Here is a 25,890-nt window from a genome sequence, read left to right as displayed (position 1 = left end):
CCCATCTAGGGTAGCCCCTCAAGCTAGTACCAGTTGAAGCCCATCTCATGCTGCCACGCGTTGCAGGGAGAACCGTAGCGGTCCCGGATATAACCGAGTCCCCAATCGATCTGGGTCCGGTAGTTGCTGAGCCAGTCGCTGCCGGCCGAATAGTACTTGTCCGGTGGCAGTGCCTGCGCGATGCCGTAGGCACCGCTGCTGGGGTTGGTGGCATCCGTCATCCAGCTTGATTCCTGGGTCCACAGCTGGGACAGGCACTGCATTTGGTCCTGACCCCAACCGTAGGCACCGAGCCGGGAGGAGGCATATTGCCGCGCACCTGCAGGGTCGTTGGCCACGCCTCCGCCGCTGCCTCCTCCGCCTCCGGGACCCGCGCCGCCTCCTCCGCTGCTGATCGGGACTACGGGGGCCTGGGGCTGCTGGGCTTGCCTATTGGCTGCGGCCGCGGCGTCGGCTTCCGCCTGGCGCTGCGCTGCCTCCCTTTTGGCTTCCTGGGCCGCCTGATAGGCGGCAAGCGCCGCCTGGCCCTCTTGGTATTTCTGTGCAACTGCGGCAGATGTGGATGTCAAGGAAGCGAGCTGTGAAACGAGGGTCTGTCGCTGGCCGTCCGTGGCGGCGACGCTGTCCTCGGCGGCGCGCCGGGCAGACTCTGCGGCTTGGGCCTTTGCCGCGGCGTCGCTGTCCAACTGGGCCAAAACATCCCGGGCGGCCTGCTCCTGGGCAGTTGCAGCCGCAGATGCCCGGGATGCGCTCAGTGCATCATCGTGCAGCTGAGCCGTGCGATCCAGAACCCTGTTCAACAAGGCGAAACTCTGGAGGTTGTCTGGTTCGATGGCGGCATTCGCAAGGGACCAGGGACCGGGATCGAAGCCACCGGACTCGTATGCCTTCACCACGAGGGAAGACGTGGCCTTCTTCAGCGAGTCCGATTTTGCCTTGGCTTGCTGGGAAGCCTCAGCAAGTTTCTGCGTCACGGCCTCCTGATGTTGCAGAGCGTCGTGGGCCTTCGCGTACTCGGTTCCCGCCTTGATGGCTGCCGCACCGAGTTCACCGGACTTCTGCTGGAGGCCAACCAGTAACTGGTTGATACGATCTACTTCGGCGCTTGCCGCTGCTTCATTTCCTTGGGCCTGTTGTACCTCGGCCCAACTGGGATAGCCCGACGGCGGAGCATCGTCGTCCGCGGAGGCCGGGCCTGCTTGGAGAAGCGACGCGACAAGCAAGGGCACAATGATTGCCGAAAGCCGTAACGACAACGGTTTCATTGGATCTGACCTGCTTCCCGACCCGGAACACACGTCCAGAACCCTAGCCGAAAGCCGTCAATAACCCAGCTAACCCCGCCGCCCGGGACCATACTCACAGGCAGCTCTCAGTTTCCAGAGCAACCCGGTTTAGCTGATGCGGGGCGCCTCGTGACCACTAGGTCCACCGGCGCGGCGGGACTCGGCCTCCCCTGCCAAAGCTTCGTCCAAGACCTCGCCAACAATCCGGAACGCCGCTGACGGTTGGTAGCCCTTGCGGGCAAGCATCGACGCGAGCCGCCGTGTCTGCTTGTCGCGCGCGGTCCTGTCGGAAAGGTCGATGCCTGCCCTCAACCGGCGGGCAACCAAGTCCCTTGCCGCATTTCGCTCGTCGTCATCGCTCACTTGGCCCAGCGCCTGCTCCGCTGTTTCCGCGTCGATGCCTTTGTCCGCCAATTCGCGTCTTAAGGCACCCCGGGCGAGTTTCCTCGACTGGGAACGGCTGCGGACCCACATCTCGGCGAAGTCAGCGTCATCGATGAGCCGGACTTCCTCGAAACGGTCCAACACGGCTTCAGCCACATCTTCCGGCACCTTCCGCTCAGCCAGTTTGCGCGCAAGCTGAAGCCTGCTTTTGGGCGAGTTGGTCAGTTGACGGAGGACGATAGCCCGTGCAACCGCTTCCGGATTGGCTTCAGGGTCTGATGCCACGGAGGAATCCGCGGACGGACTACAGGACCTTGAGGACTGAGACTTGCCTTGGCGCTTAGCCGTCAACGGCCTTCAACTTCGGCGATGTTTCGGTTTCGGCAGGCTTGACTCCGACACCAAGCTTTTCCTTGATGAGCCGCTCGAGGTCCGCGGCCAACTCCGGGTTGTCGCGCAGGAAGCGGCGGGAGTTCTCCATACCCTGCCCGAGCTGGTCTCCGTCATAGGTGAACCATGAACCGGACTTTTTGATGATGCCGTGCTCGACACCCATATCGATAATGCCGCCCTCACGGGAAATGCCCTGGCCGTAGATGATGTCGAACTCGGCGATCTTGAAGGGCGGAGCCATCTTGTTTTTAACGATCTTGGCCTTGGTGCGGTTACCTACCGAATCCGAGCCTTCCTTCAGCGTCTGGATGCGGCGGACGTCGATGCGGATGGAGGCATAGAACTTCAGGGCCTTACCACCGGTAGTGGTCTCAGGAGAACCGAAGAAAACGCCGATCTTTTCACGGAGCTGGTTGATGAAGATGGCGGTGGTCTTGGTCTGGCTCAGCCGGCCGGTGATCTTACGGAGGGCCTGGCTCATCAGACGGGCTTGGAGGCCGACGTGGGAGTCGCCCATTTCGCCTTCGATTTCAGCGCGGGGAACCAAGGCGGCGACGGAGTCGATCACGATGACGTCCAAGGAGCCCGAACCGATCAGCATGTCCATGATCTCGAGCGCCTGCTCACCGGTATCCGGCTGGGAAACCAGCAGCGCGTCGGTGTCAACGCCCAGTTTCGCGGCGTATTCGGGATCGAGGGCGTGCTCGGCGTCGATGAAGGCTGCAATGCCGCCCTGACGCTGGGCGTTGGCCACGGCATGCAGTGCCACAGTGGTCTTACCCGAGGATTCCGGGCCGTAAATCTCCACCACACGACCGCGCGGCAGCCCACCAATGCCAAGAGCGACATCCAGGGCGATGGAACCGGTGGGAATGACCTCGATAGGCGCCCGGACTTCGTCCCCCAGACGCATGACCGAACCCTTGCCGAATTGCTTGTCAATCTGGGCAAGCGCTGCCTCGAGCGCCTTCTCGCGATCCTGATTTGCCGCCATGGTTCACACCTCTGATGCTTTCTCGCTGTGGACTGGCCTGAACGGCCGCTTTCCTGTCTTATCCGACGCTAGTACGGGCCGCTGACAATTTTGCGTGCGACTTCGTCTATGTGGATAACCACGGGCTTCGAATGAGCCGAAAACCGGTCCGCTAGGGTCAATTTTCCTCTGAAAGGAGCATAGCCTCATCCGAACAGATATTCGAACAAATTTGTTGGCGTGTCCCTGGGCACTGGAAGTCAGAACGTTCCTGGGCCCTTGTCGGCAGGCTTGACGTCCCTGCCGAGGCGTCGTTCCGGCGGAACATCCTGGACCTCGCACAGGGCAAGCCAGACGTCGCGGGGGCTATAGCCCGCGGCCAGCGCGTCGGCGGCCGTACGGCCGCCGACGCCGGCCAATATAAGAGAGCTGCTGAGGACCCGGGAGTAGCCAGCCCCGAATTCATCGTCCATCAGCCGCCAGAAGTCACTGATTCGCACCAATAGAGTCTCTCACGGGACCGGACTCTAGAATGGTTGTCATGAGCAACACTCCCGACGACGCACCAGAGATGCTGGATGCAGGCGACAATGTTGACGCCGCCCTCCAGCAGGTGGAACACCAGTTGAGCATGTTCTGGCGGCGCGCACGATCACTATCGCACCAGTTATCTCGCCAGGTCCATCCGGACATGGAACCAGCCGCTTACGGACTGCTCTCGATCATCCGCAACGAGGGCCCCATTCGCCTGACGGAGCTCGCCTCATGCATCGGCGTCGGGAAGCCTTCGGTGAGCCGTCAGATCGCGTTCCTCGAGAGCATCGGGATGGTCTACAAGGAGGCCGACCCCCAAGACGGCCGTGCCCAGTCGATCCGACTTACCCCCAAGGGGGAGGAAAAGATGCATCAGGTCCAGGACGCACGCCGGCAAGTCTTCCGGGAACGCCTGGGTGAGTGGCCGCTGGAAGAAATCCAGACGCTGGCTGATTACATTGAGCGGCTCAACGCTGCTTACGGCGAAGGAACCGGCAAGGACTGAGGCCACGAATCCGCACGAGCCACAAAGACCCAAGAAGGAGGGCCTCCAGCTGGAGGCCCTCCTTCTTTACTTCAAGTATTCGGCGATATCCGTCTAGCGTGCTCCGGAGAGCATGCCCTGGGTGAAATCGTCGTTCAATTCGGCGCTGAGCTCGCGGTCGAGATCGCGGCCATAGCGCTGGGCGAATTCCTGGGGGACCGTGTCCGGAACAGCGACGCCTTCGGCGACGGCAACCCGGTCACTGACCTCGCGGAGCATGCCGGACAATGGAACGTCCAGAGCTGAGCAAATCGAGGACAGCAGCTCTGAGGATGCTTCCTTCTGGCCACGCTCAACTTCGCTCAGGTAGCCAAGGGAAACGCGGGCGCTGTGCGAGACTTCGCGGAGCGTGCGGCCCTGACGCTGGCGGACATCGCGCAGGACATCACCGATTTCGTGACGCAGAATAACCATTTTGCGCTCCTTCTGTTCGCTCGGTGCCTTCTCGGCCAAGCCCACATCCTTCCAGCGGACAACGCCGTTTACGGATACGGGCTGCTTAACCATCTGTATCGCCTTGCTCCCTCGTAAGTCCGGTTCACCGTGCAGGTGCACCGTTGTTTTCTACATCCTAGGCGCCCCGGCCATTCCGAGGCGACACAATGTAACAACTATTGGGCCACTGTTTTTGTTCCCGGCTACTTTACGTCTGGTAAGTCGGCACGGACGAGGCACTCCAGCAAGCGCTCCAGTGCGGCCACGGTTGCCTGCGCACGGATACTCGGACGATCCCCCCGAAAGGAATAGGAATGCGCCGCGGCTCCGCTCGACGTGGCGACGCCAATGAAAACGGTACCCACGGTTTTCCCGTCGTGCGGCAAAGGCCCCGCAACCCCCGTGGTGGATACTCCGACGTCGGCCCCGCACGCGCGCCTGGCGCCGGCGGCCATGGCCGCCGCCACCTCGGCGTCGACGGATCCGACGGCGGAGAGCAACTGTCCGGACACACCAAGGATCCCCGCTTTGACCGAATTCTGATAGGCGACCACCCCGCCTTGGAGCATGCCTGACGCCCCTGGAGTGTCCGCGAGGGTCGCGGCCACCAGCCCGGCCGTCAGGGATTCCGCGGTAGCCACGGTGATGCCCCGCTCGATGGCAGCGTAGACGGCGGACGCGGCCACCTCCTCAACGGCGCGGCTCATCGCCGCCTGCCGGCTGTGCGGAGCTTGATGGCCTCGATGACGTATTCGACCCCGGTCCACAGGGTGATGGCGAGGGCAACGATCATGACCCAGAACGCAACGCTGACGAGCCACGGAGCGAAAGAATTCAACGGCAGGATGTAAAGGAAAATTGCGACAGTCTGGATCACGGTCTTGAGCTTGCCGCCGCGCGAAGCCGGCATGACGCCATAGCGGATCACAAAGAAACGCAAGGCGGTGATACCCCATTCACGCACAAGGATGAGGACGGTGATCCACCACGGCAGCTCCCCCAGCACTGATAAGAGCACAAGTGCCGATCCGATAAGCAATTTGTCGGCAATGGGGTCCGCGATCTTGCCGAAGTTGGTGACGAGGTTGCGGCTGCGGGCGATGTCGCCGTCGAGCTTGTCAGTGTAGATGGCGACGGCGAAGGCGAGCACGGCTGCCCAGCGCCAGATGCCATGCCGGCCGTTGTCCGCCAGGAGGAACCAGACGAAGAACGGGACCAGGACAATCCGAAGCATCGTCAGGAGATTGGGCAGGTTCCAGATATCGGAGCTGCTGAAACCGGCTTTGCTGCCGTCGGATGTAGTCACCCCTCTAGGCTACCGTCCGGTCAGGGACCAGGCGTCTTCGCCGGCATCGTCTTCGTCATCGGAGGCGTCTGCTCCGTCGTGGTAGTCCCTGGCTTGCTTCCGGTTCTCAAGATCGGTGGCGACCAGGTCCTCTGCGTAGCCCCCGACGGCGATATTCGCGTTCGCGTTCTCGCTCAAGGCAGCTGTGTGGGCATCGGGACTGGCTGGAGCATCCTGGCCCTTCATGGCCGCCAACACGGGAGCGAGGTCGTCCGGTTTGACCAAGACATCGCGGGCCTTGGAGCCTTCGGACGGTCCGACGACCCCGCGGGATTCCAGGAGGTCCATGAGGCGGCCCGCCTTGGCGAAGCCGACGCGGAGCTTGCGCTGCAACATCGAGGTGGAACCGAACTGCGTGGTGACCACGAGTTCGGTGGCCTGAAGCAAGACCTCGAGATCGTCTCCGATATCATCGTCGATCTGCTTCTTCTGCGCCTCGGGGGCCACGTCGTCGCGATACACGGCCTTGAGTTGGCCCTTGACGTGCTCAACCACCCGGTGGATTTCGGACTCCGTGACCCAGGCGCCCTGCACGCGCATGGCCTTCGAGGCACCCATGGGCAGGAACAGGGCGTCACCCTGGCCAATGAGTTTCTCCGCGCCGGGTTGGTCCAGGACCACGCGGGAGTCAGTGACGGATGATGTGGCAAAGGCCATGCGGGACGGCACGTTCGCCTTGATGAGGCCAGTGACGACGTCGACGGATGGACGCTGGGTGGCCAAGACCAGGTGGATACCTGCGGCACGGGCAAGCTGGGTGATGCGGACAATGGAGTCTTCGACGTCGCGCGGGGCAACCATCATGAGGTCAGCGAGCTCGTCGACGATCACCAACAAATACGGGTACGGCTTGATGATGCGCTTGGAGTCGACCGGCGGCACCACCTTGCCGGCGCGGACCGCCTTATTGAAATCGTCGATGTGCTTGAAGCCGTAGTTGGCGAGGTCGTCGTAGCGGGCGTCCATTTCGCGGACCACCCACTGGAGAGCTTCCGCGGCTTTCTTGGGATTGGTGATGATAGGCGTAATGAGGTGCGGAACACCTTCATAGGCGGTCAGTTCCACGCGCTTGGGGTCCACCATGACCATGCGCACTTCGTCCGGTGTGGCCCGCATCAGGATGGACGTAATCATCGAGTTCACGAACGATGACTTACCCGCACCCGTAGCACCGGCAACGAGCAAGTGCGGCATCTTGGCGAGGTTCGCCACGACATAGCCGCCCTCGACGTCCTTGCCGACGCCCATCACCATCGGATGGTCTGTCCGCCTCGCGTTCTGGCTGCGCAGGACATCGCCGAGGGACACGGTTTCGCGGTCCGTATTAGGGATCTCGATACCGATGGCGGACTTGCCCGGGATGGGGCTGAGGATGCGGACATCGCTCGACGCCACGGCATAGGAAATGTTCTTCGACAAAGCCGTAACGCGCTCCACCTTGGTGCCCGGTGCGAGTTCGATCTCGTAGCGGGTCACGGTGGGGCCGCGGCTGAACCCGGTGACCGTGGCGTCCACGTTGAATTGCTGCATGGTGTCTGTGAGGGCGGCTACGACGGCGTCGTTCGCTTCGGTACGTTCCTTCGGGATGGACCCCGGGGTCAGGTTGTCCGAGGAGGGCAGGGTGTATGTGACGTCGCCGGCGAGAGACAGTTGCTCGGTCCGCTGCGGGATCGGCGTGGGGGGCGGCGGCGGACTGACCGGCGCCGAAGGCACGATCACGGGGGCTGCAGCCGGGGATAGTGCGGCGGTCGGCGCAACCATGGGGATCGCTTCGGTCGCGTTGTCCGCAACCGCCTTCGGGGTTCCCAGCCCCTGCGCGGCTTTGATCTTCTCGACAGCGATTTCGGCCTGAGTGGGCCGGCGCACCCCTGGCGGCACGGACGGCGCGCCGTTTGCGGGAGGAACGTCGTCGTCGACGATTGCGTGTTCGAACGCCTCGTCGCCGACATAGCCCTCAAGGGTGGCGTCGTCGTGATCCTTGCCGAAGAAGCGCTTACGGCGCTTCTTCGGGGGTGCCCCCGTTGCCGCGTTTTCGTAGAGGTAGCTGCGGTCATGCGAATCTCCGCGCTGCGCTTCGGTATCCACCAGGTCGACGCCCATGAGGTGCTCGTAGGCACCGCGAATACGCCGCGGAATGGCCCCGAAGGGCGTCGCCGTCACGATCAGGACGGAGACGAAAGCCAAGCCGCCGTAAACCATCACCGGCACCGCGGGATGGATTGCGGTAAGTGGAGACGCCGCGAGGAAGCCTAGCATCCCGCCTGCCCGCCGGAGCCCGTCAAAGCCATCGGCAACAGTCGGCTGACCTCCGAGGATGTGGGCCAAACCGGTGCCGGCGAACGCCATGATCAGGAATCCGATGCCTACGCGATTGTTGCCCCGGCTGTCCGCCGGCTGCCGGAAGAGCCGGAAAGCGCACACGAACAACATGAGCGGCAAGAGCAGGGATACCCAGCCGAAGGTGCCGTTCACGATGCCGTAGACAACGTCCGGGAACCAGCCTTTAAAGCCCCACCATGCGAAAGTTGCGATAAAGACGCCGAGAGCGAGGTTGAAAAGCGCCGCACCGTCCCGGCGGTCCGCCGGTTCCAGGTTGCTGACGTCGTAGCCGATCCGGCGAATGCCCGCACCCACCACGTGCCCGATTCCCAGCCAGACGCCGGCAATCGCCCGCAGGATCCATGGCTGTTGGGGTTCGACGACGGCGGCCTGCTTGCCGCGGGCCGTGCCGGTGCCGCTCCTGCCGGTCTTTGCCGGGGTCCGGCCGCTGCCCGAACGTGAACCTGCCCCGGCGGGTTTGCTGTTGGAGCTGCCTCTAGGCGCGGAGGTAGTACGAGTCGCCATATCGGCCACGCTACCCCAACCCGTCGTGAATCCCGCGGATTTCAGGGGCGCGAAGGAGCCATGTTGCTCCTGTTGAGCGACCATCGGGTCCACCCGATCGCGCTGCGGTCCTGAAACAGGAGTGGCCCGGTTCGCGGGAACCGGGCCACGCCTGTTCGGGGCTATGCCGCCGGGCTATGCCTCCAGAACCAGGGGGATGATCATGGGGCGCCGGCGAAGCTTCCGGTTGACCCACGTGCCGATCACGCGACGGACCACTTGCTGCAGCTGGTGGTTGGTGTGGTCCGAGTGGTGAAGGACAGCGTCTTCAAGTGCCGCGTTGATCTTCGGGATGATCTCGTCGAATACCGAATCGTCCTCGGCCACACCGCGGGCATGGATCTCGGGACCCGAGACAATCTTGCCTGTGGTGCGGTTGATCACGGTGATAACGGAGATGAAGCCCTCGTCGCCGAGGATCCTTCGATCCTTGAGGTCGGCGTCGGTGATTTCGCCCACACTGGAGCCGTCAACGTAGACGAAGCCCACTTCCACCTGGCCCACTACGTTGGCTTTGTGGTCCTTGAGGTCAATGACCGTGCCGTTGTCGCTGAGGATGACGCGGTCCGAGGGCACGCCGGAATCCTCCGCCAAGTTGCCATTGGCGATGAGATGCCGGGTTTCTCCGTGCACAGGCATCGCGTTCAGCGGCTTGAGGATGTTGTAGCAGTACAGCAGCTCGCCGGCAGCTGCGTGACCGGAGACGTGCACCTTGGCATTGCCCTTGTGGACGACGTCGGCACCGAGCTTGAGCAGCCCGTTGATGATTCGATAGACCGCGTTCTCGTTGCCCGGGATAAGGCTCGAGGCAAGGATGACCGTGTCCCCCTGGCCAACGACTACACGATGGTCTCCACTGGCCATCCGCGACAGGGCTGCCATTGGTTCGCCTTGGGAACCGGTGGACATCAGGACCACGCGGTGATCCGGCAGATTGTCGATGTTCTTGATGTCCACCAGGATTCCCGGCGGAACGTCAAGGTAACCCAGCTTCGCGGCGATGGCCATGTTGCGCACCATCGACCGACCCACAAAGGCGACATTGCGGCCGTGCTGGGCGGCAGCGTCGAGGACCTGCTGGACACGGTGCACGTGCGAGGAGAAGGACGCGACGATGATGCGCTTCTTGGCCTGGCCGAACAAACGGTCCAAAGTAGGACCGATTTCCTTTTCCGCCGTGGTGAATCCGGGGACATCCGCGTTGGTCGAATCCGCCATGAACAGATCCACTCCCTCTTCGCCCAGGCGGGCGAAGTGACGCAGGTCCGTGATGCGGCCGTCCAGGGGCAGCTGATCCATCTTGAAGTCGCCCGTGTGCAATACGTTGCCGCCATCGGTCCGGATGAAGACAGCCAGAGCGTCCGGTATGGAGTGGTTGACGGCGACGAATTCGCATTCGAACGGACCGAACTGCTCCACTTGCCCTTCGGCAACCGTGAACGTGTACGGCTTGATCCGATGTTCCTGGAGCTTGGCCTCAACGAGGGCAAGGGTCAGCTGGGAACCGACTAACGGCAGGTCCGGGCGCAGGCGCAGGAGGTATGGCACAGCGCCGATGTGGTCTTCATGGCCGTGCGTCAGGACGATGGCAACGACGTCATCGAGCCGGTCCTCGATGTACGAGAAATCGGGCAGGATCAGGTCAACGCCCGGCTGGGTCTCTTCAGGGAAGAGCACGCCGCAGTCGACCACCAGCAGCTTGCCGCTGATTTCGAAAACGGCCATGTTGCGGCCGATCTCCCCCAGCCCGCCAAGGGGCACAATCCGGAGCGTTCCCTGCGGAAGTTTGGGCGGGGTGACAAGTCCGGGAAGGGCGGTTTGGGTCATAATGCGCTACTTTCCGGCGGAATCCTTCTAGACAGTGAAGTCCATTCCAGCTTCCGCCAAGTCCTCGCGGATGATTGCGATCTCGGCGGCGTCCGGCTCCACGAGGGGCAAACGGACAACCGAGTTGGGCAGGACTCCCTGCCATTTAAGAATTTGCTTGGCGGCAACGGCACCTTGGACCCGGGTCATGGTGGCGCGGATCACGGGCTCCAGTTCGAAATTGATCTTGCGGGCCGTGCCGAGGTCGTTCGCGTTGATCGCGTCGATGAGCTCACGGAAACGCCGGGTGACGACGTGGGTAGTAACGCCTATCAGGCCCACCGCGCCCATGGCCATCCACTGGAGGGTCAGGCCGTCGTCCCCCGAATAGAAAAGAAGGTCGGTTTCAGCCATGACCCGCGTGGCAGCTGCGAAATCTGCCTTGGCATCCTTGACCGCAACGATGTTGGGGTGGGCGGCGAGACCGATCATTGTCTCCGGCGCGATCTGGATGGCCGAGCGCCCGGGAATGTCATAGAGCATGACCGGCAGCTCCGTAGCGGAGGCAATGGCCTCGAAGTGGGCACGGACGCCTGCTTGGCTCGGCTTGTTGTAGTACGGCGTGACGATCAGGAGCCCGTCGACGCCGAGCTTCGCGGCTTCCTGGGAGAGGTGAACCGAGTGCGCGGTGTCATTGGTTCCGGTTCCAGCGATGATTGCTGCACGACCGCCCACGGCTTCCTTGACAGCGCGGAACATGCCGAGGTTTTCCTCGTCGGTGAGCGTAGACGTCTCCCCGGTTGTTCCGGTGACGACCAAGCCATCGCAGCCCTCGTCAACCAGCTTGACTGCCAGTTCCTGTGCCTGCTTGTAGTCGACTTCGCCGTCCGCGGTGAACGGGGTGACCATGGCGGTCAGAAGGGTACCGAGGGCAGGAACGTTCGCACGAGAGTCAGACATATGAAAAACGTTACCCTGTCAGCCGCAGGTTAGGAGAATAGGGCTCACGTGATGGTCGTCAAATTCAGCGAATGGAGAGCAGAGCCCAGACTGAAGCGTCAGCTGGACCGGCCACCCTTGACGCTCGCCGAGCCGCCTTGGATCCTACCTTCCGGAGCACCCGGATTCCGCGGCGATTCGGGTGCGCAATACCGGGCAACCGCCGACTCCCGCAAACGGTCCGCCCACGTTCCCAGCCGCTGGGCCGCCCGCACGTAGTCGAACAATTCAACGGGCGTCAGCGACTCAAGGTCGGTTTCCGCGAGCCGCCTGGCGAGTTCGGCGCCCGGCGGTTGTTCGCCCAGAACCGTTCCCTCGCGCCGCCACTGGACATCTTCGGGCGGCTCCCCCACAACGAGTTGCCGGAAGAGGAAGTCCACGACGCCCGGGCTCATCGCCTTCATGGGCCCGTTCAGGCCTTGGGGATACGCGTCGGGCCGCTTCGAAGGATCGTTCATGCCGCCATGCTATTCGAACATATATTCGAATACAAGACGTGCACCAAAACTACTCCGAGAGACGCTATCGCTCCGCCGCGGTGGGCTCAGCGCGGAAAAGGCGTCCGGCGTCGCGCATTGCCTCTCTGGCCCGCTTGCGGTCCCCGGCGGCGTCGTAGGCGCAGCTGAGGCGGAACCAGGAGCGCCAGTCCTCGGGCGCCGCCTCGGCCTCCACACGGTACTTCTCAAACTCGGCGTCCGCGGCGGACCGCACGATGCGCCCCCCCGGTGTACGGGGCAAGTTGTCCACGGGCAGCCCGCCTTCGGCTTCGAGCACCTTGGCCATCTTCTCGGTGCGCGCGCCGAACAGCAGCTCGCGGATCAGTGCCCATGCTCCGATGAGGGGGAGGACCAGGTACGCCGCGCCGATTCCCTTGGCTATCAGGTTCGGGTCGCTGAGCAGCAGGATCGAGCGTTCGAAGGTAACCACGAGGTAGAGAACCAACAACAGGGTGACGGCACCAACCCAGATCTTGGTGCGGTTCTCCTTGAATGCGTTCCAGAGCGAGCCCATGCGCCTAGAGCCCCAGGTCCAGATAGCCATCCAGGCCGACTGTCAGCCCGGGGTGGGACGCCACATTGCGTAGTCCCAGCAACACTCCAGGCATGAATGACGCCCGGTCGAAGGAATCGTGGCGGATGGTTAGTTGCTCTCCTGGCCCGCCGAGGAGCACTTCCTGATGCGCCACGAGCCCGCGCAAGCGGACGCTGTGGACGCGAATTCCATCGACCTCACAACCACGGGCACCGTCAAGGGCGGTGCCCGTGGCGTCCGGGCTCGCCGGCACGCCGGCTTCTTGGCGGGCGGCGGCAATAAGCTGGGCCGTGCGGACGGCCGTGCCCGACGGCGCGTCCACCTTGTTCGGGTGGTGCAGCTCGACAATCTCCACCGATTCGAAGTACTTGGAGGCCTTGGCGGCGAAGGCCGAGGCGAGGATGGAGCCGAGAGCGAAGTTAGGGGCGATCAGAACGCCTGACTCCGGGTTCACTGCAAGCAACTCGCGCAATGCCGCAAGCCTCGCAGCGTCCCAGCCGGTGGTGCCGACAACAGCATGCATGCCGTGCTCGACGGCGAAATGGACGTTCGCTTCCGTGCTATCCGGAACGGTCAGGTCGACGACATACTTGGCGCCGGCGTCGAGCAGGGTGTCAAGGGAGTCACCGCGGCCGAGTGCCGCGACAAGCTTCATGTCGGCTGCCGCTTCCACCGCCTTGACGGCTTCGATACCCATGCGCCCCTGGGCGCCCAGCACGGCAACAGCAAGTTGTTCGGTCATGCCCTTAACCCTACCGGGCGGCACGCATCGGAATTTCCCTGTGGCAACCCCTGGTCGCGGGTTGGTGGCTGCCTCAACGTGGGGTCGCCGGAACGGTGCCGGTTCGCCGGAACGCTCCGGCGAACCGGCACCGTTCCAGCGATTTCGACGGGAAGCAGACCCCTGCGCCCGGCTACTCCCCTGCGCCGACCCACTCGACTGTGCCGTCGCTGAAGAACTGTTCCTTCCAGATGGGCACTTGCGCCTTGATTCTGTCGACAAGCTCCGAGCATACGGCGAAGGCTTGTCCGCGGTGTGCTGCGGCCACGGCGCACACGAGCGCAGGGTCGCCAACCTCGAGCAGACCGATCCGGTGTGCTGCCCAAATACGCACAGGCTGGGCTGCTTCGCCTGAGTGCTCCGTCACGAGTTCGGCCACAACGTCGGCCATGACCTGATGGGCGGTGGGGTGGGCGCTGTAGCTGAGCCTGTCGACCGGCTTGCCGCCGTCGTGATTACGGACCACGCCACTGAAGCTCACCACCGCTCCGGCAGTGTCCGATTCCACGGCTGCTATGGCCTGGTCCACGGAAATCGGCTCCGCGCTGAGGACCGCCCTGATGACTTCGAAGTCGGTTTCAGTGGTCATGACTTCCCTCCAACTGATCGCATAGGTGGGCGATGACAGGATCAAGAACGGCAAGCCCGTCCATCACCCCCTTCGGCGAACCCGGCAGGTTCACGATGAACGTCTTGCCGGCTGTACCGGCATGGCCCCGGCTGAGCATCGCCATGGGGGTTTTGGCGGCTCCGGCGCGGCGAATGCCTTCCATGAGCCCCGGTATTTCGCGATCCAACAACGGCAACGTGACTTCCGGGGTGCGGTCATCGGGGCTCAGTCCCGTGCCGCCGCTGGTAATCACGACGGCGGGTTCCTGGGTCAGGAGCGCACGTATGGCGGCGCCGACCGGCTCGCCATCCGGCACCACCATGACGGGGAAGGTCTCGTAGCCGTGCTCAGCCAGCCAGTCCAGGATGACCGGGCCGCTCTTGTCCTCGTAGATTCCTGCTGCCGCGCGGTTGGACGCGATGACGACGCCGGCCTTGCGCGGTCCGCGGCGGGGTTCGCAGGCGTTCACGCGCGTCGCCCTTCGCTGGGCGTGCCGGACGAAACGGGAAGGGCCCAGGCGCCGCTCTTTCCGCCGCTCTTGGCCAGCACCTGGATGCCGCTGATAACGGCGTGCTTATCTACTGCTTTGATCATGTCGTAGACGCTCAAGGCAGCCACCGAGGCAGCGGTCAAGGCTTCCATCTCCACGCCTGTGACGCCTCTGGTTTTCACCGTTGCCAATACAACTACCGTGTCCGGCCCGAGTTGGAAGTCCACGGTGACCTTGGAAATCGGCAGCGGGTGGCACAGGGGTATGAGGTCGGGCGTTTTCTTGGCTGCCATGATGCCGGCTACGCGCGCCACGGCCAGGGCGTCCCCTTTGGGAAGCTCACCTGCGCCGAGGAGGGCAAGTACTTCCGGGGTGCTCCGGACGGTGGCGGTGGCGGTCGCCTCCCGCGTGGTCACGGCCTTTTCGGAGACATCGACCATTTGGGCGGTGCCGTCCTGGCGCAAGTGGGTGAGGCCGCCGACAACGCCGGCGGGATCTGAAGTTTCATTCACAACATCCATACTTCCACTTCCGCCCCGGCGTCGAGTTCCGTGACGCCTTCCGGAACCTGGATCAGCGCGTTCGAGTTGGCGAGGGCATGGACGAGATGGGATCCGACGCCCCCCTCAAGCCTGACGGTCCCCCCCGGAAGCAGCGTGCCCCGGCGGACCTGGTGCTTGCCCGCGGGCGAGGTCAAGGACTCCGCAAGGCGCGCCTGCAGGCTCGGCCGCAATGCGGGGCTGCCCAAGACGGCGGCGAGCGCGGGGCGCAGGAACATTTCGAAGGACACAAGGCAGCTCACCGGATTGCCCGGGAACCCGAGGAAGGGCACGCCGTCGAACGTTCCGATCCCTTGGGGGCCACCGGGCTGCATGGCCACGGACACAAAATCAACGGCTTGGCCCCCCATCGCCTGCCGGACCACTTCATAGGCGCCCTTGCTGACTCCGCCGGTGCTGACGATAAGGTCGCTGCTTGCGGCATGGCTGCGCAGGAGCGCCAGCAGGGCGGAAGGATCGTCGCTGCTGATGCCCGTCCGCGTGACCCGAAGGCCGGACTGCATCATGGCCGCTTCAAGCAGGGTTCCATTGGAATCGTAGATCTTGCCTTCCGGTAACGACGTACCGGGTTCCACCACTTCGTCGCCCGTGGTCACCAGGAGCACGTGCACGGGGGTGCGGACCTCGACGGCGGTCATCCCCAAAGCGGCGAGCAGCCCCAATTGGCCAGGTCCGAGAGCTGTTCCGGCCCGCAGTGCGACTGCTCCCGCGGCGATGTCGCTCCCGGCATCGCGGACGAACGTTCCCGGCTCTGTAGTGGGAAGGCGAACGGTTGCTGTCACCCCGGGAGCGGGGAAGACATCCGGCAGTGCCTGTTCGATAGGCACGACGGCGTCGGCGCCCTCAGGCATCATGGCCCCGGTCATGATGGGAGCCGCGGTGCCGGGCGCGAGTCGCATCGGGGCCGCACCGGCCGGGACCGGGTCCACCACTGTCAGCTCCGCGCCGGCGTCGCTCCCTGCATGCGGTGTGAGATCCGCCGAGCGGACGGCAAACCCGTCCATCTGGGAATTGGCGAACGGCGGCAGGCTGAGCGGGGCCAGCACATCGACGGCGAGAACCCTGCCGAGCGCGGCCATCAGGGGCAACTCCTCAGTACTCCCCCGGCCGGGAAGGCCGGACAGCAGTTCCTGGACGGCTTTGCGGTGGGCTGCGACGGATCTGGCCACGGTGTTCCTCCCGGTTGTTTTTGCTCAGACCTACACAGCCTAGTTTGAGTTGACCGTGACGTGGATGGTGTGGAATCCCGTGGCGCCGTCCGGAGCAACAGGAGCTTGGGCTTCGGGCTGGGGCGTACCGTTCGCATCCGTGGCACGGACCTGCACCTCGTGGTTCCCCGGGCCCAAGTCAACGCCGAGCTGCCATTGGTACCATGTGTCCGAGGAGATCCCAGGCGCGAGCTTGGCTTGCTGCCAGCTGCCGCGGTCGACGCGAAGCTCAACGCGGGATACCCCACGGTGTTGAGCCCAGGCGACCCCGCCGAACTGCACGGTTCCGGCCTTGACCGAGCGGCCGTCCCGGGGCACGTCGATGCGGGACTGCGTCTTGATGGGTCCGTGGTCGCTCCAGCCACGGGGAACCCAGTAACCCTGGTCGTCAGCGAAACGGGTGACCTTCAGTTCCGTCAGCCATTTGGTAGCCGAAACATATCCATAGAGGCCCGGGACGATCATCCGGACGGGAAAGCCATGTTCCAGCGGCAAGGGTTCGCCATTCATGCCGACGGCAAGGATGGCGTCCCTACTGTCGGTGAGCGCTTCGAGGGGAGTTCCGGCAGTCCAGCCGTCGGTACTACGGGATAGCACCATGTCCGCCCCGGGCTTGGGTCCTGCCATGGCCAGGAGTTCCCGGACCGGCCAGCCCAGCCAAAGCGCGTTGCCGATCAGGTTTCCACCGACTTCGTTGGATACGCAAGCGATGGTCACGTAGCGCTCGATCATCGGTTTGCTCAGCAGGGTGGCGAAATCCAGCTGGACTTCGCGATCCACCAGGCCAGTCACCTTGAGGGTCCAGTCCGGTGGGTTCACGGCTGGTGGGATCAGCGCGGTATCGATCCGGTAGAAGTCGCTGTTCGGCGTGACGAGCGGCTGCAGGCCCGCCAAGGTGAGTGCGGCGCCGTCGGGAACCTTCTCCGGTGGGGTGACCGGGGCGGGCAGTGCTAAGCCACGGCGGAAATCGGAAGCTACCGTTCCTGCCCTCCGGACCACCGTGGTGACGATCCCCAGGGCGACGGCGGCGATCGCCGTTCCACCCAACAGTTGCACAAAGCTTCGGCGGGCCAACGGCATTTCGACCGTCTCGGGCTCGGGACGCCAGGTTTCGAGTCGCTGGATCAGGAGCCGGAGGAAAAGCATGGTGACGATCGTGGCCACGACCGGGGCGATCGCAGCAGTGGGTGCCGCTTGGGCACGGGTCAGCGCGGCGGCCAGCCCCGCCGCTCCGGCGAGCAAGGCAAGCGCCAATCCTGCTCCCTTTCGCCGATACTCCAGAAGTCCGGCGACCGCGGCGAGGAGCAAGGTCACCAGGGCGATGCTGACGATCAGGGCAATTTTGTCCGCGGTGCCGAACAGGTTGACGGCCAGCTCCTTGGCCCAACCCGGTACCGCGTCGATCACCACGCCACCCAGTGCCGTAACGGGCGAAACAGACGGGCTCAGGAAACCGGCCAGCAACTCGCCGACCGCCACCCCGACTCCGATGGCCGCCACGCCGCATACCGCCGCCCACCGGACGGCGGTTCTTGTACTGGCTCTCTTCGATGTGGTCTTGCTCATGGTGTGCCTGTCTGTTTGGTACTCGTTTCGGGAAGCGGAAGCCGGAGCGTGAATCGGCAGCCCTCCCCTGTATTTGCTACGGTGACGCTGCCGCCGTGGGCCTTGACGATGCCTGCCACCATGCTGAGCCCCACGCCGGCACCGCTGTAGCGCGGCGCATCCCCGTCGAGCGGCATTCCTGCGCTGCGGGAGCGGTCCTTTTGCCAGCCGGTTTCGAAGACATGGGAGAGATCGTCGTCGGCTATGCCACCGCAGCTGTCCAGGACGTCAACGACGGCGTCGCTGCCTTCGCGCCCGACGCTGACCATGACCCCGCCGTCGGGCCGGCTGTAGATGATCGCGTTGAGAAGTACGTTGCGCACGGCCCTGCCCAGGCTGGGTCCGTCCGCGACGGCCATGCACTCCCTGTCCCCGCCGCCGTCGAGCCGGACGCGTCGCTGGGCGGCGAGCGGGGCAAGATCGGCGATGGCATCGCTCACGAGGTCGTAGAGGTCCAAAGCTTCTGCGCTCAGCCGGAGCGTCCCCGCCTGGATCTTGGATAGTTCCAGGAGGTCGTTGACCATCACCGCCATCTGGTCCGCCTGGGTGATGATCTTGCGGTAGTACGCGGGGACGTCGGAGGCCATGCCGTCTTCCAGCGCTTCGGCCATGGCCCGCATGCTGGCCAAGGGGGTCCGGAGGTCGTGCGAGATCCAGGAGACCAGTTCCCGGCGGGCGGTTTCGACGGCGGCCTCCCGGCGCCGGGATTCCTCCAGTTTGATGCTGCTCGCTTCGAGTGCCCCGGCGAGCTGGGCAAGCTCGGAGTTCATGGCCGGTACGGACCGCCGCGAGGCCGATGGTGGGAGCACCGAATCGCCGAGGGCTTCGCCGCTCCCGAGGCGACGCGTCGCGGCAACCAGCCGGATGGCGTTGCGGGACACCCCTGCCCCGAGGACCAAGGAAATAGCAATAGCCACGGCCGAGGCCACCCCGAGGATGTACCACATGACCTCGAGATCCCGGGCGGAAATGAACATCGCGTTGAAGGCGCTCACCATTCCGGCCACAAGGACGCCTACAGTGGCCACCACCACGAGGCAAATCTGCACCAGGATCGACGCACGACGCAGGAAACGCAGCAAAGCAAGCGTCAAGGCACCTATGAGGACAGCCCACAGCAGCATCCAGCCCAGGATGGTGAACATTTCAGTTGCCTGCATGTCCGCCTTCCTTCGCGTCGAAACGATAACCGACTCCCCAGACAGTCTTGAGCAGCACCGGCGTCGTCGGATTGTCCTCGATCTTTTCGCGCAAGCGGCGGACGTGGACCGTCACCGTGGACAGATCTCCGAACTCCCAACCCCATACTGCTTTGATGAGCTCTTCACGGCTGAACACCTGGTTGGGCCGGCGGAGCAGGAAAGCCAGCAAATCGAATTCCCGCACCGTCAGCATCAGCGGCTTGCCGTGATGCAGGACCGTGCGCGAGGCCGGATCCAATGCGAAACCGGCGAGTTCCACGGGAGGTTCCGGGCTGAATTCCCGGATGCTCCGGCGCAGCACGGATTTCACCCGAAGGACCAGCTCGCGCGGCGAAAAGGGCTTGGTGACGTAGTCGTCCGCCCCGGTCTCCAAGCCCAGGATCCGGTCGTCTTCCGTACCAAGGGCGGTGACCATGATGATGGGAACGCTCATTGCCAGACGCAACCTGCGGCACACTTCCACGCCGTCGAGTCCCGGCAGCATGCGGTCCAGGATGACGAGATCGGGCCGCCTGGCGGCTGCGAGGTTCAGGGCTGCGAAGCCGTCGCCTGCATGATCGACCTGGAAGCCTGCCTGGACCAGGTACTCACGGACGACGTCGGCGATGGTCTGTTCGTCTTCGACCAGGAGGATACGGCGATTGCCAAGTTCGGCAGCGTGCGGGGCGGGCTGCATGTTCACACCTTCAGCATAGATTCGAGGGCAGCCCGCGGTGCCCGTTCCGGGCGTCCCCGGGGCAACCGTACGTATTCCGTAAGAACTGCCTCTCCGTTGAGCCCGCATACGGACATGAGCAGTGGTCGATATCACGCTTCGGGCCTGCCTGGCGTAGCCTGAATCCATGAGTGTTCAGCTAGGCATGCCGTTGCCCGCTCCGGGCGATGGGACGGGAACCAGCGTTTCTGCGCCCCCGCCGCGCCCTGCAGGAACTCCGGTGGGCCTGTTCGACCGTTACGGACGCCGCGCCACCGATATGCGTTTGTCCCTGACCGACAAATGCAATCTCCGGTGCACGTACTGCATGCCTGCCGAGGGCCTCGAATGGTTGTCCAAACAGGCCGTCATGACCGCCGCCGAGATCGTCCGGATTGTGCGGATCGGTGTCGAACAACTCGGCGTCCGCGAACTACGCCTGACCGGAGGCGAGCCCTTGGTCCGTGCCGACCTCGTAGACATCATTGCGGCCCTGCGCAACGCGCACCCCGAGCTGCCGATCTCCATGACCACCAACGGCGTCGGACTCGACAAGAAGGCGGCAGCGCTCAAGGAAGCCGGGCTGACACGCATCAATGTCTCGCTCGACTCTTTGCACGAAGAAACGTTCACCAAGCTGACCCGGCGGCCGTTTCTGGACAAGGTGCTGGCCGGCGTCGATGCGGCCTGGGCTGCGGGCTTGGGACCGGTCAAGATCAATGCCGTCCTCATGCGCGGGATCAACGACGCCGAGTCACCCGATCTCCTCGCCTGGGCTGTGGACCGCGGCTATGAGCTGCGTTTCATCGAACAAATGCCACTGGACGCCGATCACGGTTGGACCCGGCGGAACATGATCACCGCGACAGAGATTCGGGAGCTGCTATCCCGCGACTTCGTGTTGGGTCCGGACCCGCGCGAACGCGACGGCGCTCCGGCGGAACGCTTCGAAGTACGACGCCGGGACGCCGCATCCGCTGAAGCCACGGGTCCGGTGCTGGGCACCGTCGGCATTATCGCCTCAGTCACCGAGCCGTTTTGTTCCGATTGCCGGCGCACACGGATTACCGCCGAAGGCAAGATCATGAGCTGCTTGTTTTCCCGCGAGGAATTCGACCTTCTCGGCTTGCTTCGGCAAGGAGCCAGCGACGACCAACTCGCCCAACGCTGGCAGGACGCCATGTGGATCAAGCCCAAGGCGCACGGCATGGACCACACCGGACTGGGCGCGCCGGACTTTGTCCAGCCCGACCGCAGCATGAGCGCAATCGGAGGCTAGGACTGTGCTCGTACGTTACTTCGCCGCCGCACGGGCCGCGGCAGGCCTTGAAGAGGAACACCACGACCTTCCGGAGGGAACCAGCCTGGAGGGGCTGCTCACCGTCCTGCTCGCCGTCGAACGTCCGGAACCCCCCGCGGGCACTCCGCCCCTGGCCCGGATCATTTCGCGCAGCAGCTTCCTGCGTAATGAGGTAGCCGTCCGCGACCGTTCGGCACCCCTCGGTGCGGACGACGTCGTCGACGTCCTCCCGCCGTTCGCCGGCGGCTGACGGTTGGCCGTTGTGCCGGCTTGCGCACTAGACGCGCCGGCACACGGAAATCATGAAGGGACTGAATGTTGGGGCATCCCCGAGCCTCAGTTCCGCTATGTGCGTCAGCACGCCACCGTCAACTTTGAATGTGTGTCGCGCAGTCCCGCGAGGGCTACGCCGCTCGAGACTCAGCGTGCCGTCGTGCCAATGTCCCCGAGCCGGGGCTTCCGGTGGCCGGCCCATGCTGTCAACGTAGTACCACAAAGTGTCTCCGTGCTCCGGGTCAACCGTGAAGACGCCGTGCCCCTCGAAGTGTGTGCCGTCAGGCTCGACATGCCGGTAGCTCTGCACCAGCGCGTATCCTCCGGCAGCCCGCGAGAAGGTCATTTCGGCGACGGCGGTCCGGGCAGGGCCCCACGGCGACGCGGCGAGCTCGGTACTCCCCCGCCAATGCCCCAAGAACGCCTCGAGCGCAGTGTTCGCATGACTTTTCAGTGGCCCGTTCATGGCGACTCCCGCGCAACGACGATGGATACGTCACCATCATGTTCCCGATCGCGTAGGCGCGTCCACCCTCCACCACCGGACATGCCCCCTCCTCCAAGCCAGGAATGGACATATCAGGGTTATGTCCCCTCCTAGGCTCGAGCGGAGGGCATGTCCATGGGTGGTTGCTGCGTTCAGAGGCCGAACGTCTCAGTTTCGTCGAAGGGTCCGACGACGGTTACCGTGCGCGGGGCTGCAGCGAGCACATGGGCTAGTTCCTGGACTTGCCCGGCTGTGACGGCCTTGATGCGGGCAAGGGTTTCGTCGATGTCCTGGAATTCGCCGGAGACGAGTTCGGCGCGGCCAAGGCGCGACATCCGGGAACCGGTGTCCTCAAGGGCCAAAACGATTCCACCGCACAATTGGCCTACGGCCTTGCGTAGTTCTTCGTCCGTGATGCCGTCAGAAGCAAGCTTGTCCAGTTCGGCGCCCAGGAGTTCCAGGACCTGTTTGACCTTCGACGGCGTGCAGCCGGCATACATGCCGAAGTAACCTGCGTCCGCATAGGCAGAGGCAAAGGAATAGGTGGAATAGACGAGGCCCCGCTTTTCGCGGATCTCCTGGAAGAGCCGCGAGGACATGCCGCCACCCAGCACCGCGTTCAGGACGCTCATGACAAAGCGGCGGTCGTCCGTGGCAACGATGGACGGGCAGCCCATGATGATGTTTGCCTGCTCCACGGGACGCTTGATCACATGCAACCCGGCAGTGCCCGTAATTTCGGCACGCTCGGTGGAGCGGCGTTCGACGGGCGCAACGGTGTCCTTAAGCTCCCAGCCGGCTGTCCGCAAGGCGTCCAGCACCAGGCGGCAGACGACGTCGTGATCCAAGCCGCCGGCGGCAGTGATGACGATCTCGTCCGGCCGGTAATAGCGCCGGTAGTGCTCCCACACCGAGTCGCGGGACACGGCCTTGATGGCGGCAGGGGTGCCACCTATCGGGCGGCCGAGCGGATGCATCCCGAGGACTGCGGCGACGAATTTTTCATGCGCGACGTCGGTGGGGTCATCGCTGTCCATCGCGATTTCCTCAAGGATCACGTCGCGTTCCTGCTCGAGTTCTGCAGGATCCAGCACGGCACCGGTGATCATGTCCGCAATGACGTCAATAGCCATGGGCAAGTCCGTATCCAGCACCCGGGCAAAGTAGCAAGTGCTTTCCTTCGCCGTGGCCGCATTTGATTCACCGCCCACCTCGTCGAAAGCAGAAGCGATCTCCAGGGCCGTCCGTCGCTTGGTGCCCTTGAACAAGAGATGCTCCAGAAAGTGGGTGGAGCCATGTTGGCCGTCCGCTTCGTCCCGGGAACCGACACCCACCCAGAATCCTATGGTTGCCGAGCGCTGCCCCGGCATGGCCTCGGTGAGCACCCGAACGCCCCCCGGAAGCACTGAACGCCGGACAACGGAACCGCCTTCGGCACCATGGATCAGTTCGCCGCCGGGCACGGTCTGCGCCAGAGGGAGGGGTACGACAGTCATCAAGACCTTTCAGTTCTACGGGAATTCACGGGTGTCAAATCTGGCTGCAATCGTACCAGCGGGTTCATCGCCCTTGGGACGGGGTTCCGTCGTTAAGCCCGGCAGGACCGGTGGACATGTCCACCGGTCCTGCCGCATGCGTACCGTTTCAGGCTACTCTGCGGATACTTCGGCCTCTTCGAGGGAAGCTTCCTCTGAAGCAGCGCCTTCTTCCTCGGCCACCACCGGGGAGAGGGAGAGCTTGCCACGGTCATCGATCTTGGTGATCTCGACCTGGATCTTTTGGCCCACGGAGACGACGTCATCAACGTTGTCCACGCGCTTGCCGCTGGCGAGCTTGCGGAGCTCGGAGATGTGCAGCAAGCCGTCCTTGCCCGGGGTCAGGGATACGAACGCGCCGAAGGTAGTGGTCTTGACGACCGTACCCAGGTAACGCTCACCGATTTCCGGGATCTGCGGGTTGGCGATGGCGTTGACCGCGGCGCGTGCTGCCTCGGCAGACGGACCATTGGTAGCACCGATGTAGACCGTGCCGTCGTCCTCGATCGAGATGTCGGCGCCGGTGTCTTCCTGGATCTGGTTGATCATCTTGCCCTTGGGGCCAATGACCTCGCCGATCTTGTCAACGGGGATGTTGACGGCGATCACGCGCGGTGCGAACTCGGAGAGCTCGTCCGGGGTGTCGATGGCGGCGTTGATGACATCCAGGATGTGCAGGCGGGCTTCGCGGGCCTGCTTCAGGGCTGCAGCCAGGACCGACGCCGGAATGCCGTCGAGCTTGGTGTCCAGCTGGATGGCCGTGACGAACTCGGACGTACCGGCAACCTTGAAGTCCATGTCGCCGAAAGCGTCTTCGGCGCCGAGGATGTCGGTCAGTGCAGCGTAGCGGGTCTGGCCATCAACCTGGTCGGAAACCAGGCCCATGGCGATACCGGCAACAGCGGCCTTCAGCGGCACACCTGCGTTGAGCAGGGACAGCGTTGAGGCACAGACGGAACCCATCGACGTCGAACCGTTGGAGCTAAGGGCCTCGGACACCTGGCGGATGGCGTACGGGAATTCCTCGCGGGACGGCAGCACCGGAACCAGGGCGCGCTCGGCGAGTGCACCGTGGCCGATTTCACGGCGCTTCGGGGAACCGACGCGACCGGTCTCACCGGTGGAGTACGGCGGGAAGTTGTAGTTGTGCATGTAGCGCTTGCGCGTGACGGGAGACAGCGAGTCGATCTGCTGTTCCATCTTGAGCATGTTCAGCGTGGTGACACCCAGGATCTGGGTTTCGCCGCGCTCGAAGATGGCGGAACCGTGAACGCGCGGCAGGACCTCCACCTCGGCGGTCAGCTGGCGGATGTCCGTCAGGCCACGGCCGTCGATGCGGATCTGGTCCTTGAGGATGCGCTGGCGCACAACCTGCTTGGTCAGGGAGCGGAAGGCTGCGGACAGTTCCTTCTCACGGCCCTCGAACTGGCCGGCGAGGGCACTGAGGACCTCGTCCTTGAGCTCGTCGGATGCGTTGTCGCGGTCCTGCTTGTCGGCGATCTGGAAGACAGCAGCAAGCTTCTCGGCGGCAGCGGCTTCAACGGCGGCGTAGGCGTCATCCTGGTAGTCCAGGAAGACCGGGAACTCAACCGTCGGCTTGGCAGCGCGGGCGGCCAGGTCGGCCTGGGCCTCGCACAGGGCCTTGATGAACGGCTTGGCGGCCTCGAGGCCCTCGGAAACGACCTCTTCGGTGGGAGCGGTGGCGCCCTGTTCCTTGATGAGGTTCCAGGAGTTGTCCGTGGCTTCGGCTTCAACCATCATGATGGCGACGTCGTCACCAGCGACACGTCCGGCGACAACCATGTTGAAGACGGCGTTCTGGAGCTGGGAGTGCTTGGGGAAGGCAACCCATTCGCTGCCTTGTTCGTCGGCGATGAGGGCAACGCGGACGCCACCGATCGGGCCGGAGAACGGCAGTCCGGAAAGCTGGGTGGACATGGACGAAGCGTTGATGGCGACGACGTCGTAAAGCTCGTCCGGGTTGATCGCCAGCACAGTGACGACGATCTGGACCTCGTTGCGAAGGCCCTTGACGAAAGCCGGGCGCAAGGGGCGGTCCATGAGGCGACAAGCCAGGATGGCTTCGGTGGACGGGCGGCCTTCACGGCGGAAGAACGAGCCCGGGATGCGGCCGGCAGCGTACATGCGCTCCTCGACGTCCACGGTCAGCGGGAAGAAGTCGAAACCTTCACGCGGAGACTTGCCAGCGGTGGTTGCGGACAGCAGCGCGGTGTCTTCGTCGATGTAGACCATCGCCGCACCGGCTGCCTGCTTGGCAAGGCGGCCGGTTTCGAAGCGGATAACACGCTTGCCGAAGCGGCCATTGTCGATGATGGCTTCTGAGAACTGGATTTCGGGACCCTCCATTGAGAGTCACCTCCGTTTCTTGTTGAGCGGAAGTCCTCCCGCATCGACCCAGGCCAGCGTCCGTTCCTGGCCTGTACGACACCCGGTCATCGATCGAGACCCACGGGCTGCGCCTTCATCACAGAAGGCCGCTCCCGGAGATCACTACCGAGGACCGCGAATGC

General features: G+C 64.0%; 26 protein-coding genes. 3 read left to right on the top strand and 23 right to left on the bottom strand.

The window, feature by feature from the left end:
- Positions 1-23: 23 nt before the first annotated feature.
- From A3M3_RS0112520 to A3M3_RS0112505, 4 genes are all read right to left on the bottom strand, one after another.
- On the bottom strand, positions 24-1,265 hold the full coding sequence (locus tag A3M3_RS0112520; protein ID WP_035741714.1) for a hypothetical protein: 1,242 nt from the start codon (positions 1,263-1,265) through the stop codon (positions 24-26).
- A 129-nt stretch (positions 1,266-1,394) separates the two neighbouring features.
- Entirely contained in the window at positions 1,395-1,955 is a 561-nt protein-coding gene (locus tag A3M3_RS24935) for a regulatory protein RecX (protein ID WP_051423151.1), read from the bottom strand.
- A 55-nt stretch (positions 1,956-2,010) separates the two neighbouring features.
- Positions 2,011-3,057 carry a recombinase RecA gene (gene recA, locus A3M3_RS0112510; protein ID WP_028266622.1) on the bottom strand — a complete coding sequence of 349 codons (1,047 nt, stop codon included), beginning with the start codon at positions 3,055-3,057 and terminating at the stop codon, positions 2,011-2,013.
- 239 nt (positions 3,058-3,296) lie between these two features.
- Positions 3,297-3,536 (bottom strand): DUF3046 domain-containing protein, encoded by a 240-nt coding sequence (locus A3M3_RS0112505; protein WP_028266621.1) that lies wholly within the window; start codon positions 3,534-3,536, stop codon positions 3,297-3,299.
- A 41-nt stretch (positions 3,537-3,577) separates the two neighbouring features.
- Here A3M3_RS0112505 and A3M3_RS0112500 point away from each other — a divergent pair, with 41 nt between their 5' ends.
- On the top strand, positions 3,578-4,075 hold the full coding sequence (locus A3M3_RS0112500; protein ID WP_028266620.1) for a MarR family winged helix-turn-helix transcriptional regulator: 498 nt from the start codon (positions 3,578-3,580) through the stop codon (positions 4,073-4,075).
- A 93-nt stretch (positions 4,076-4,168) separates the two neighbouring features.
- On the opposite strand, the gene A3M3_RS0112495 is transcribed toward A3M3_RS0112500, so the two are convergent.
- The 16 genes from A3M3_RS0112495 to A3M3_RS24915 form a co-directional block, all read right to left on the bottom strand.
- Positions 4,169-4,621 carry a helix-turn-helix domain-containing protein gene (locus A3M3_RS0112495; RefSeq protein WP_028266619.1) on the bottom strand — a complete coding sequence of 151 codons (453 nt, stop codon included), beginning with the start codon at positions 4,619-4,621 and terminating at the stop codon, positions 4,169-4,171.
- 131 nt (positions 4,622-4,752) lie between these two features.
- A complete protein-coding gene (locus A3M3_RS24930; protein ID WP_035741712.1) occupies positions 4,753-5,256 on the bottom strand; it encodes a CinA family protein in 504 nt (167 codons plus the stop codon).
- Positions 5,253-5,855 carry a CDP-diacylglycerol--glycerol-3-phosphate 3-phosphatidyltransferase gene (gene pgsA / locus A3M3_RS0112485; protein ID WP_028266618.1) on the bottom strand — a complete coding sequence of 201 codons (603 nt, stop codon included), beginning with the start codon at positions 5,853-5,855 and terminating at the stop codon, positions 5,253-5,255. Before pgsA ends, A3M3_RS24930 begins: the two co-directional genes overlap by 4 nt.
- Before the next feature lie 9 nt (positions 5,856-5,864).
- The gene (locus A3M3_RS0112480; RefSeq protein ID WP_028266617.1) at positions 5,865-8,738 is read right to left on the bottom strand and encodes an FtsK/SpoIIIE family DNA translocase; all 2,874 of its coding nucleotides are present in this window, start codon (positions 8,736-8,738) and stop codon (positions 5,865-5,867) included.
- A gap of 174 nt (positions 8,739-8,912) precedes the next feature.
- Complete coding sequence (locus tag A3M3_RS0112475) at positions 8,913-10,604, bottom strand: ribonuclease J (RefSeq protein ID WP_028266616.1); 1,692 nt, start codon at positions 10,602-10,604, stop codon at positions 8,913-8,915.
- A 27-nt stretch (positions 10,605-10,631) separates the two neighbouring features.
- A complete protein-coding gene (dapA, locus tag A3M3_RS0112470) occupies positions 10,632-11,543 on the bottom strand; it encodes a 4-hydroxy-tetrahydrodipicolinate synthase (protein WP_028266615.1) in 912 nt (303 codons plus the stop codon).
- A 98-nt stretch (positions 11,544-11,641) separates the two neighbouring features.
- Positions 11,642-12,040, bottom strand: a complete 399-nt coding sequence (locus A3M3_RS24925) for a hypothetical protein (protein WP_051423150.1) — start codon at positions 12,038-12,040, stop codon at positions 11,642-11,644.
- A gap of 64 nt (positions 12,041-12,104) precedes the next feature.
- The gene (locus tag A3M3_RS0112460) at positions 12,105-12,593 is read right to left on the bottom strand and encodes a hypothetical protein (RefSeq protein WP_028266614.1); all 489 of its coding nucleotides are present in this window, start codon (positions 12,591-12,593) and stop codon (positions 12,105-12,107) included.
- A gap of 4 nt (positions 12,594-12,597) precedes the next feature.
- On the bottom strand, positions 12,598-13,356 hold the full coding sequence (gene dapB, locus A3M3_RS0112455; RefSeq protein WP_028266613.1) for a 4-hydroxy-tetrahydrodipicolinate reductase: 759 nt from the start codon (positions 13,354-13,356) through the stop codon (positions 12,598-12,600).
- 172 nt (positions 13,357-13,528) lie between these two features.
- The gene (locus A3M3_RS0112450) at positions 13,529-13,984 is read right to left on the bottom strand and encodes a molybdenum cofactor biosynthesis protein MoaE (RefSeq protein WP_028266612.1); all 456 of its coding nucleotides are present in this window, start codon (positions 13,982-13,984) and stop codon (positions 13,529-13,531) included.
- Positions 13,974-14,474 carry a MogA/MoaB family molybdenum cofactor biosynthesis protein gene (locus A3M3_RS0112445; protein ID WP_028266611.1) on the bottom strand — a complete coding sequence of 167 codons (501 nt, stop codon included), beginning with the start codon at positions 14,472-14,474 and terminating at the stop codon, positions 13,974-13,976. The genes A3M3_RS0112450 and A3M3_RS0112445 overlap by 11 nt, the downstream gene beginning before the upstream one ends.
- Positions 14,471-15,016: a cyclic pyranopterin monophosphate synthase MoaC gene (moaC, locus tag A3M3_RS0112440; RefSeq protein WP_028266610.1), complete on the bottom strand. Its 546-nt coding sequence runs from the start codon at positions 15,014-15,016 to the stop codon at positions 14,471-14,473. Before moaC ends, A3M3_RS0112445 begins: the two co-directional genes overlap by 4 nt.
- The gene (locus A3M3_RS0112435) at positions 15,004-16,224 is read right to left on the bottom strand and encodes a molybdopterin molybdotransferase MoeA (RefSeq protein WP_028266609.1); all 1,221 of its coding nucleotides are present in this window, start codon (positions 16,222-16,224) and stop codon (positions 15,004-15,006) included. The genes moaC and A3M3_RS0112435 overlap by 13 nt, the downstream gene beginning before the upstream one ends.
- Positions 16,225-16,263: 39 nt before the next feature.
- Positions 16,264-17,829: a molybdopterin-dependent oxidoreductase gene (locus A3M3_RS0112430; protein WP_035741710.1), complete on the bottom strand. Its 1,566-nt coding sequence runs from the start codon at positions 17,827-17,829 to the stop codon at positions 16,264-16,266.
- The gene (locus tag A3M3_RS24920) at positions 17,826-19,028 is read right to left on the bottom strand and encodes a sensor histidine kinase (RefSeq protein WP_035741708.1); all 1,203 of its coding nucleotides are present in this window, start codon (positions 19,026-19,028) and stop codon (positions 17,826-17,828) included. The genes A3M3_RS0112430 and A3M3_RS24920 overlap by 4 nt, the downstream gene beginning before the upstream one ends.
- Positions 19,015-19,746: a response regulator transcription factor gene (locus tag A3M3_RS24915; RefSeq protein WP_035742811.1), complete on the bottom strand. Its 732-nt coding sequence runs from the start codon at positions 19,744-19,746 to the stop codon at positions 19,015-19,017. Before A3M3_RS24915 ends, A3M3_RS24920 begins: the two co-directional genes overlap by 14 nt.
- 166 nt (positions 19,747-19,912) lie before the next feature.
- Here A3M3_RS24915 and moaA point away from each other — a divergent pair, with 166 nt between their 5' ends.
- Positions 19,913-21,043, top strand: a complete 1,131-nt coding sequence (gene moaA, locus A3M3_RS0112415; RefSeq protein ID WP_028266607.1) for a GTP 3',8-cyclase MoaA — start codon at positions 19,913-19,915, stop codon at positions 21,041-21,043.
- A gap of 4 nt (positions 21,044-21,047) precedes the next feature.
- Entirely contained in the window at positions 21,048-21,314 is a 267-nt protein-coding gene (locus A3M3_RS0112410; RefSeq protein WP_028266606.1) for a MoaD/ThiS family protein, read from the top strand.
- A gap of 27 nt (positions 21,315-21,341) precedes the next feature.
- Here A3M3_RS0112410 and A3M3_RS0112405 read toward each other — a convergent pair whose 3' ends face one another.
- The 3 genes from A3M3_RS0112405 to A3M3_RS0112395 form a co-directional block, all read right to left on the bottom strand.
- The gene (locus tag A3M3_RS0112405) at positions 21,342-21,803 is read right to left on the bottom strand and encodes a DUF1579 family protein (RefSeq protein ID WP_028266605.1); all 462 of its coding nucleotides are present in this window, start codon (positions 21,801-21,803) and stop codon (positions 21,342-21,344) included.
- Positions 21,804-21,976: 173 nt separating this feature from the next.
- Entirely contained in the window at positions 21,977-23,320 is a 1,344-nt protein-coding gene (locus A3M3_RS0112400) for a M16 family metallopeptidase (RefSeq protein ID WP_028266604.1), read from the bottom strand.
- 153 nt (positions 23,321-23,473) lie between these two features.
- Positions 23,474-25,726 (bottom strand): polyribonucleotide nucleotidyltransferase, encoded by a 2,253-nt coding sequence (locus tag A3M3_RS0112395; RefSeq protein ID WP_028266603.1) that lies wholly within the window; start codon positions 25,724-25,726, stop codon positions 23,474-23,476.
- Positions 25,727-25,890 lie beyond the last annotated feature (164 nt).

The sequence above is a fragment of the Arthrobacter sp. MA-N2 genome (assembly GCF_000517125.1).
GTDB lineage: Bacteria > Actinomycetota > Actinomycetes > Actinomycetales > Micrococcaceae > Arthrobacter > Arthrobacter methylotrophus.
Note: the sequence above shows the minus strand (reverse complement) of the source record. Positions and strands in the feature narration are given on the sequence as shown.

What these genes read in the sequence shown, in the direction of transcription:
- moaA (WP_028266607.1), top strand. Translation starts at nt 19,913, where the DNA reads ATGAGTGTTCAGCTAGGCATGCCGTTGCCCGCTCCGGGCGATGGGACG.
- A3M3_RS24915 (WP_035742811.1), bottom strand. Translation starts at nt 19,746, where the DNA reads ATGCAGCCCGCCCCGCACGCTGCCGAACTTGGCAATCGCCGTATCCTC.
- A3M3_RS24930 (WP_035741712.1), bottom strand. Translation starts at nt 5,256, where the DNA reads ATGAGCCGCGCCGTTGAGGAGGTGGCCGCGTCCGCCGTCTACGCTGCC.
- A3M3_RS0112430 (WP_035741710.1), bottom strand. Translation starts at nt 17,829, where the DNA reads ATGAGCAAGACCACATCGAAGAGAGCCAGTACAAGAACCGCCGTCCGG.
- A3M3_RS0112475 (WP_028266616.1), bottom strand. Translation starts at nt 10,604, where the DNA reads ATGACCCAAACCGCCCTTCCCGGACTTGTCACCCCGCCCAAACTTCCG.
- A3M3_RS0112460 (WP_028266614.1), bottom strand. Translation starts at nt 12,593, where the DNA reads ATGGGCTCGCTCTGGAACGCATTCAAGGAGAACCGCACCAAGATCTGG.
- A3M3_RS0112405 (WP_028266605.1), bottom strand. Translation starts at nt 21,803, where the DNA reads ATGAACGGGCCACTGAAAAGTCATGCGAACACTGCGCTCGAGGCGTTC.
- A3M3_RS0112395 (WP_028266603.1), bottom strand. Translation starts at nt 25,726, where the DNA reads ATGGAGGGTCCCGAAATCCAGTTCTCAGAAGCCATCATCGACAATGGC.
- A3M3_RS0112495 (WP_028266619.1), bottom strand. Translation starts at nt 4,621, where the DNA reads ATGGTTAAGCAGCCCGTATCCGTAAACGGCGTTGTCCGCTGGAAGGAT.
- A3M3_RS0112520 (WP_035741714.1), bottom strand. Translation starts at nt 1,265, where the DNA reads ATGAAACCGTTGTCGTTACGGCTTTCGGCAATCATTGTGCCCTTGCTT.
- dapA (WP_028266615.1), bottom strand. Translation starts at nt 11,543, where the DNA reads ATGTCTGACTCTCGTGCGAACGTTCCTGCCCTCGGTACCCTTCTGACC.
- recA (WP_028266622.1), bottom strand. Translation starts at nt 3,057, where the DNA reads ATGGCGGCAAATCAGGATCGCGAGAAGGCGCTCGAGGCAGCGCTTGCC.
- A3M3_RS24920 (WP_035741708.1), bottom strand. Translation starts at nt 19,028, where the DNA reads ATGCAGGCAACTGAAATGTTCACCATCCTGGGCTGGATGCTGCTGTGG.
- moaC (WP_028266610.1), bottom strand. Translation starts at nt 15,016, where the DNA reads ATGGATGTTGTGAATGAAACTTCAGATCCCGCCGGCGTTGTCGGCGGC.
- A3M3_RS0112500 (WP_028266620.1), top strand. Translation starts at nt 3,578, where the DNA reads ATGAGCAACACTCCCGACGACGCACCAGAGATGCTGGATGCAGGCGAC.
- A3M3_RS24925 (WP_051423150.1), bottom strand. Translation starts at nt 12,040, where the DNA reads ATGAACGATCCTTCGAAGCGGCCCGACGCGTATCCCCAAGGCCTGAAC.
- A3M3_RS0112450 (WP_028266612.1), bottom strand. Translation starts at nt 13,984, where the DNA reads ATGACCACTGAAACCGACTTCGAAGTCATCAGGGCGGTCCTCAGCGCG.
- dapB (WP_028266613.1), bottom strand. Translation starts at nt 13,356, where the DNA reads ATGACCGAACAACTTGCTGTTGCCGTGCTGGGCGCCCAGGGGCGCATG.
- A3M3_RS0112480 (WP_028266617.1), bottom strand. Translation starts at nt 8,738, where the DNA reads ATGGCGACTCGTACTACCTCCGCGCCTAGAGGCAGCTCCAACAGCAAA.
- A3M3_RS0112400 (WP_028266604.1), bottom strand. Translation starts at nt 23,320, where the DNA reads ATGACTGTCGTACCCCTCCCTCTGGCGCAGACCGTGCCCGGCGGCGAA.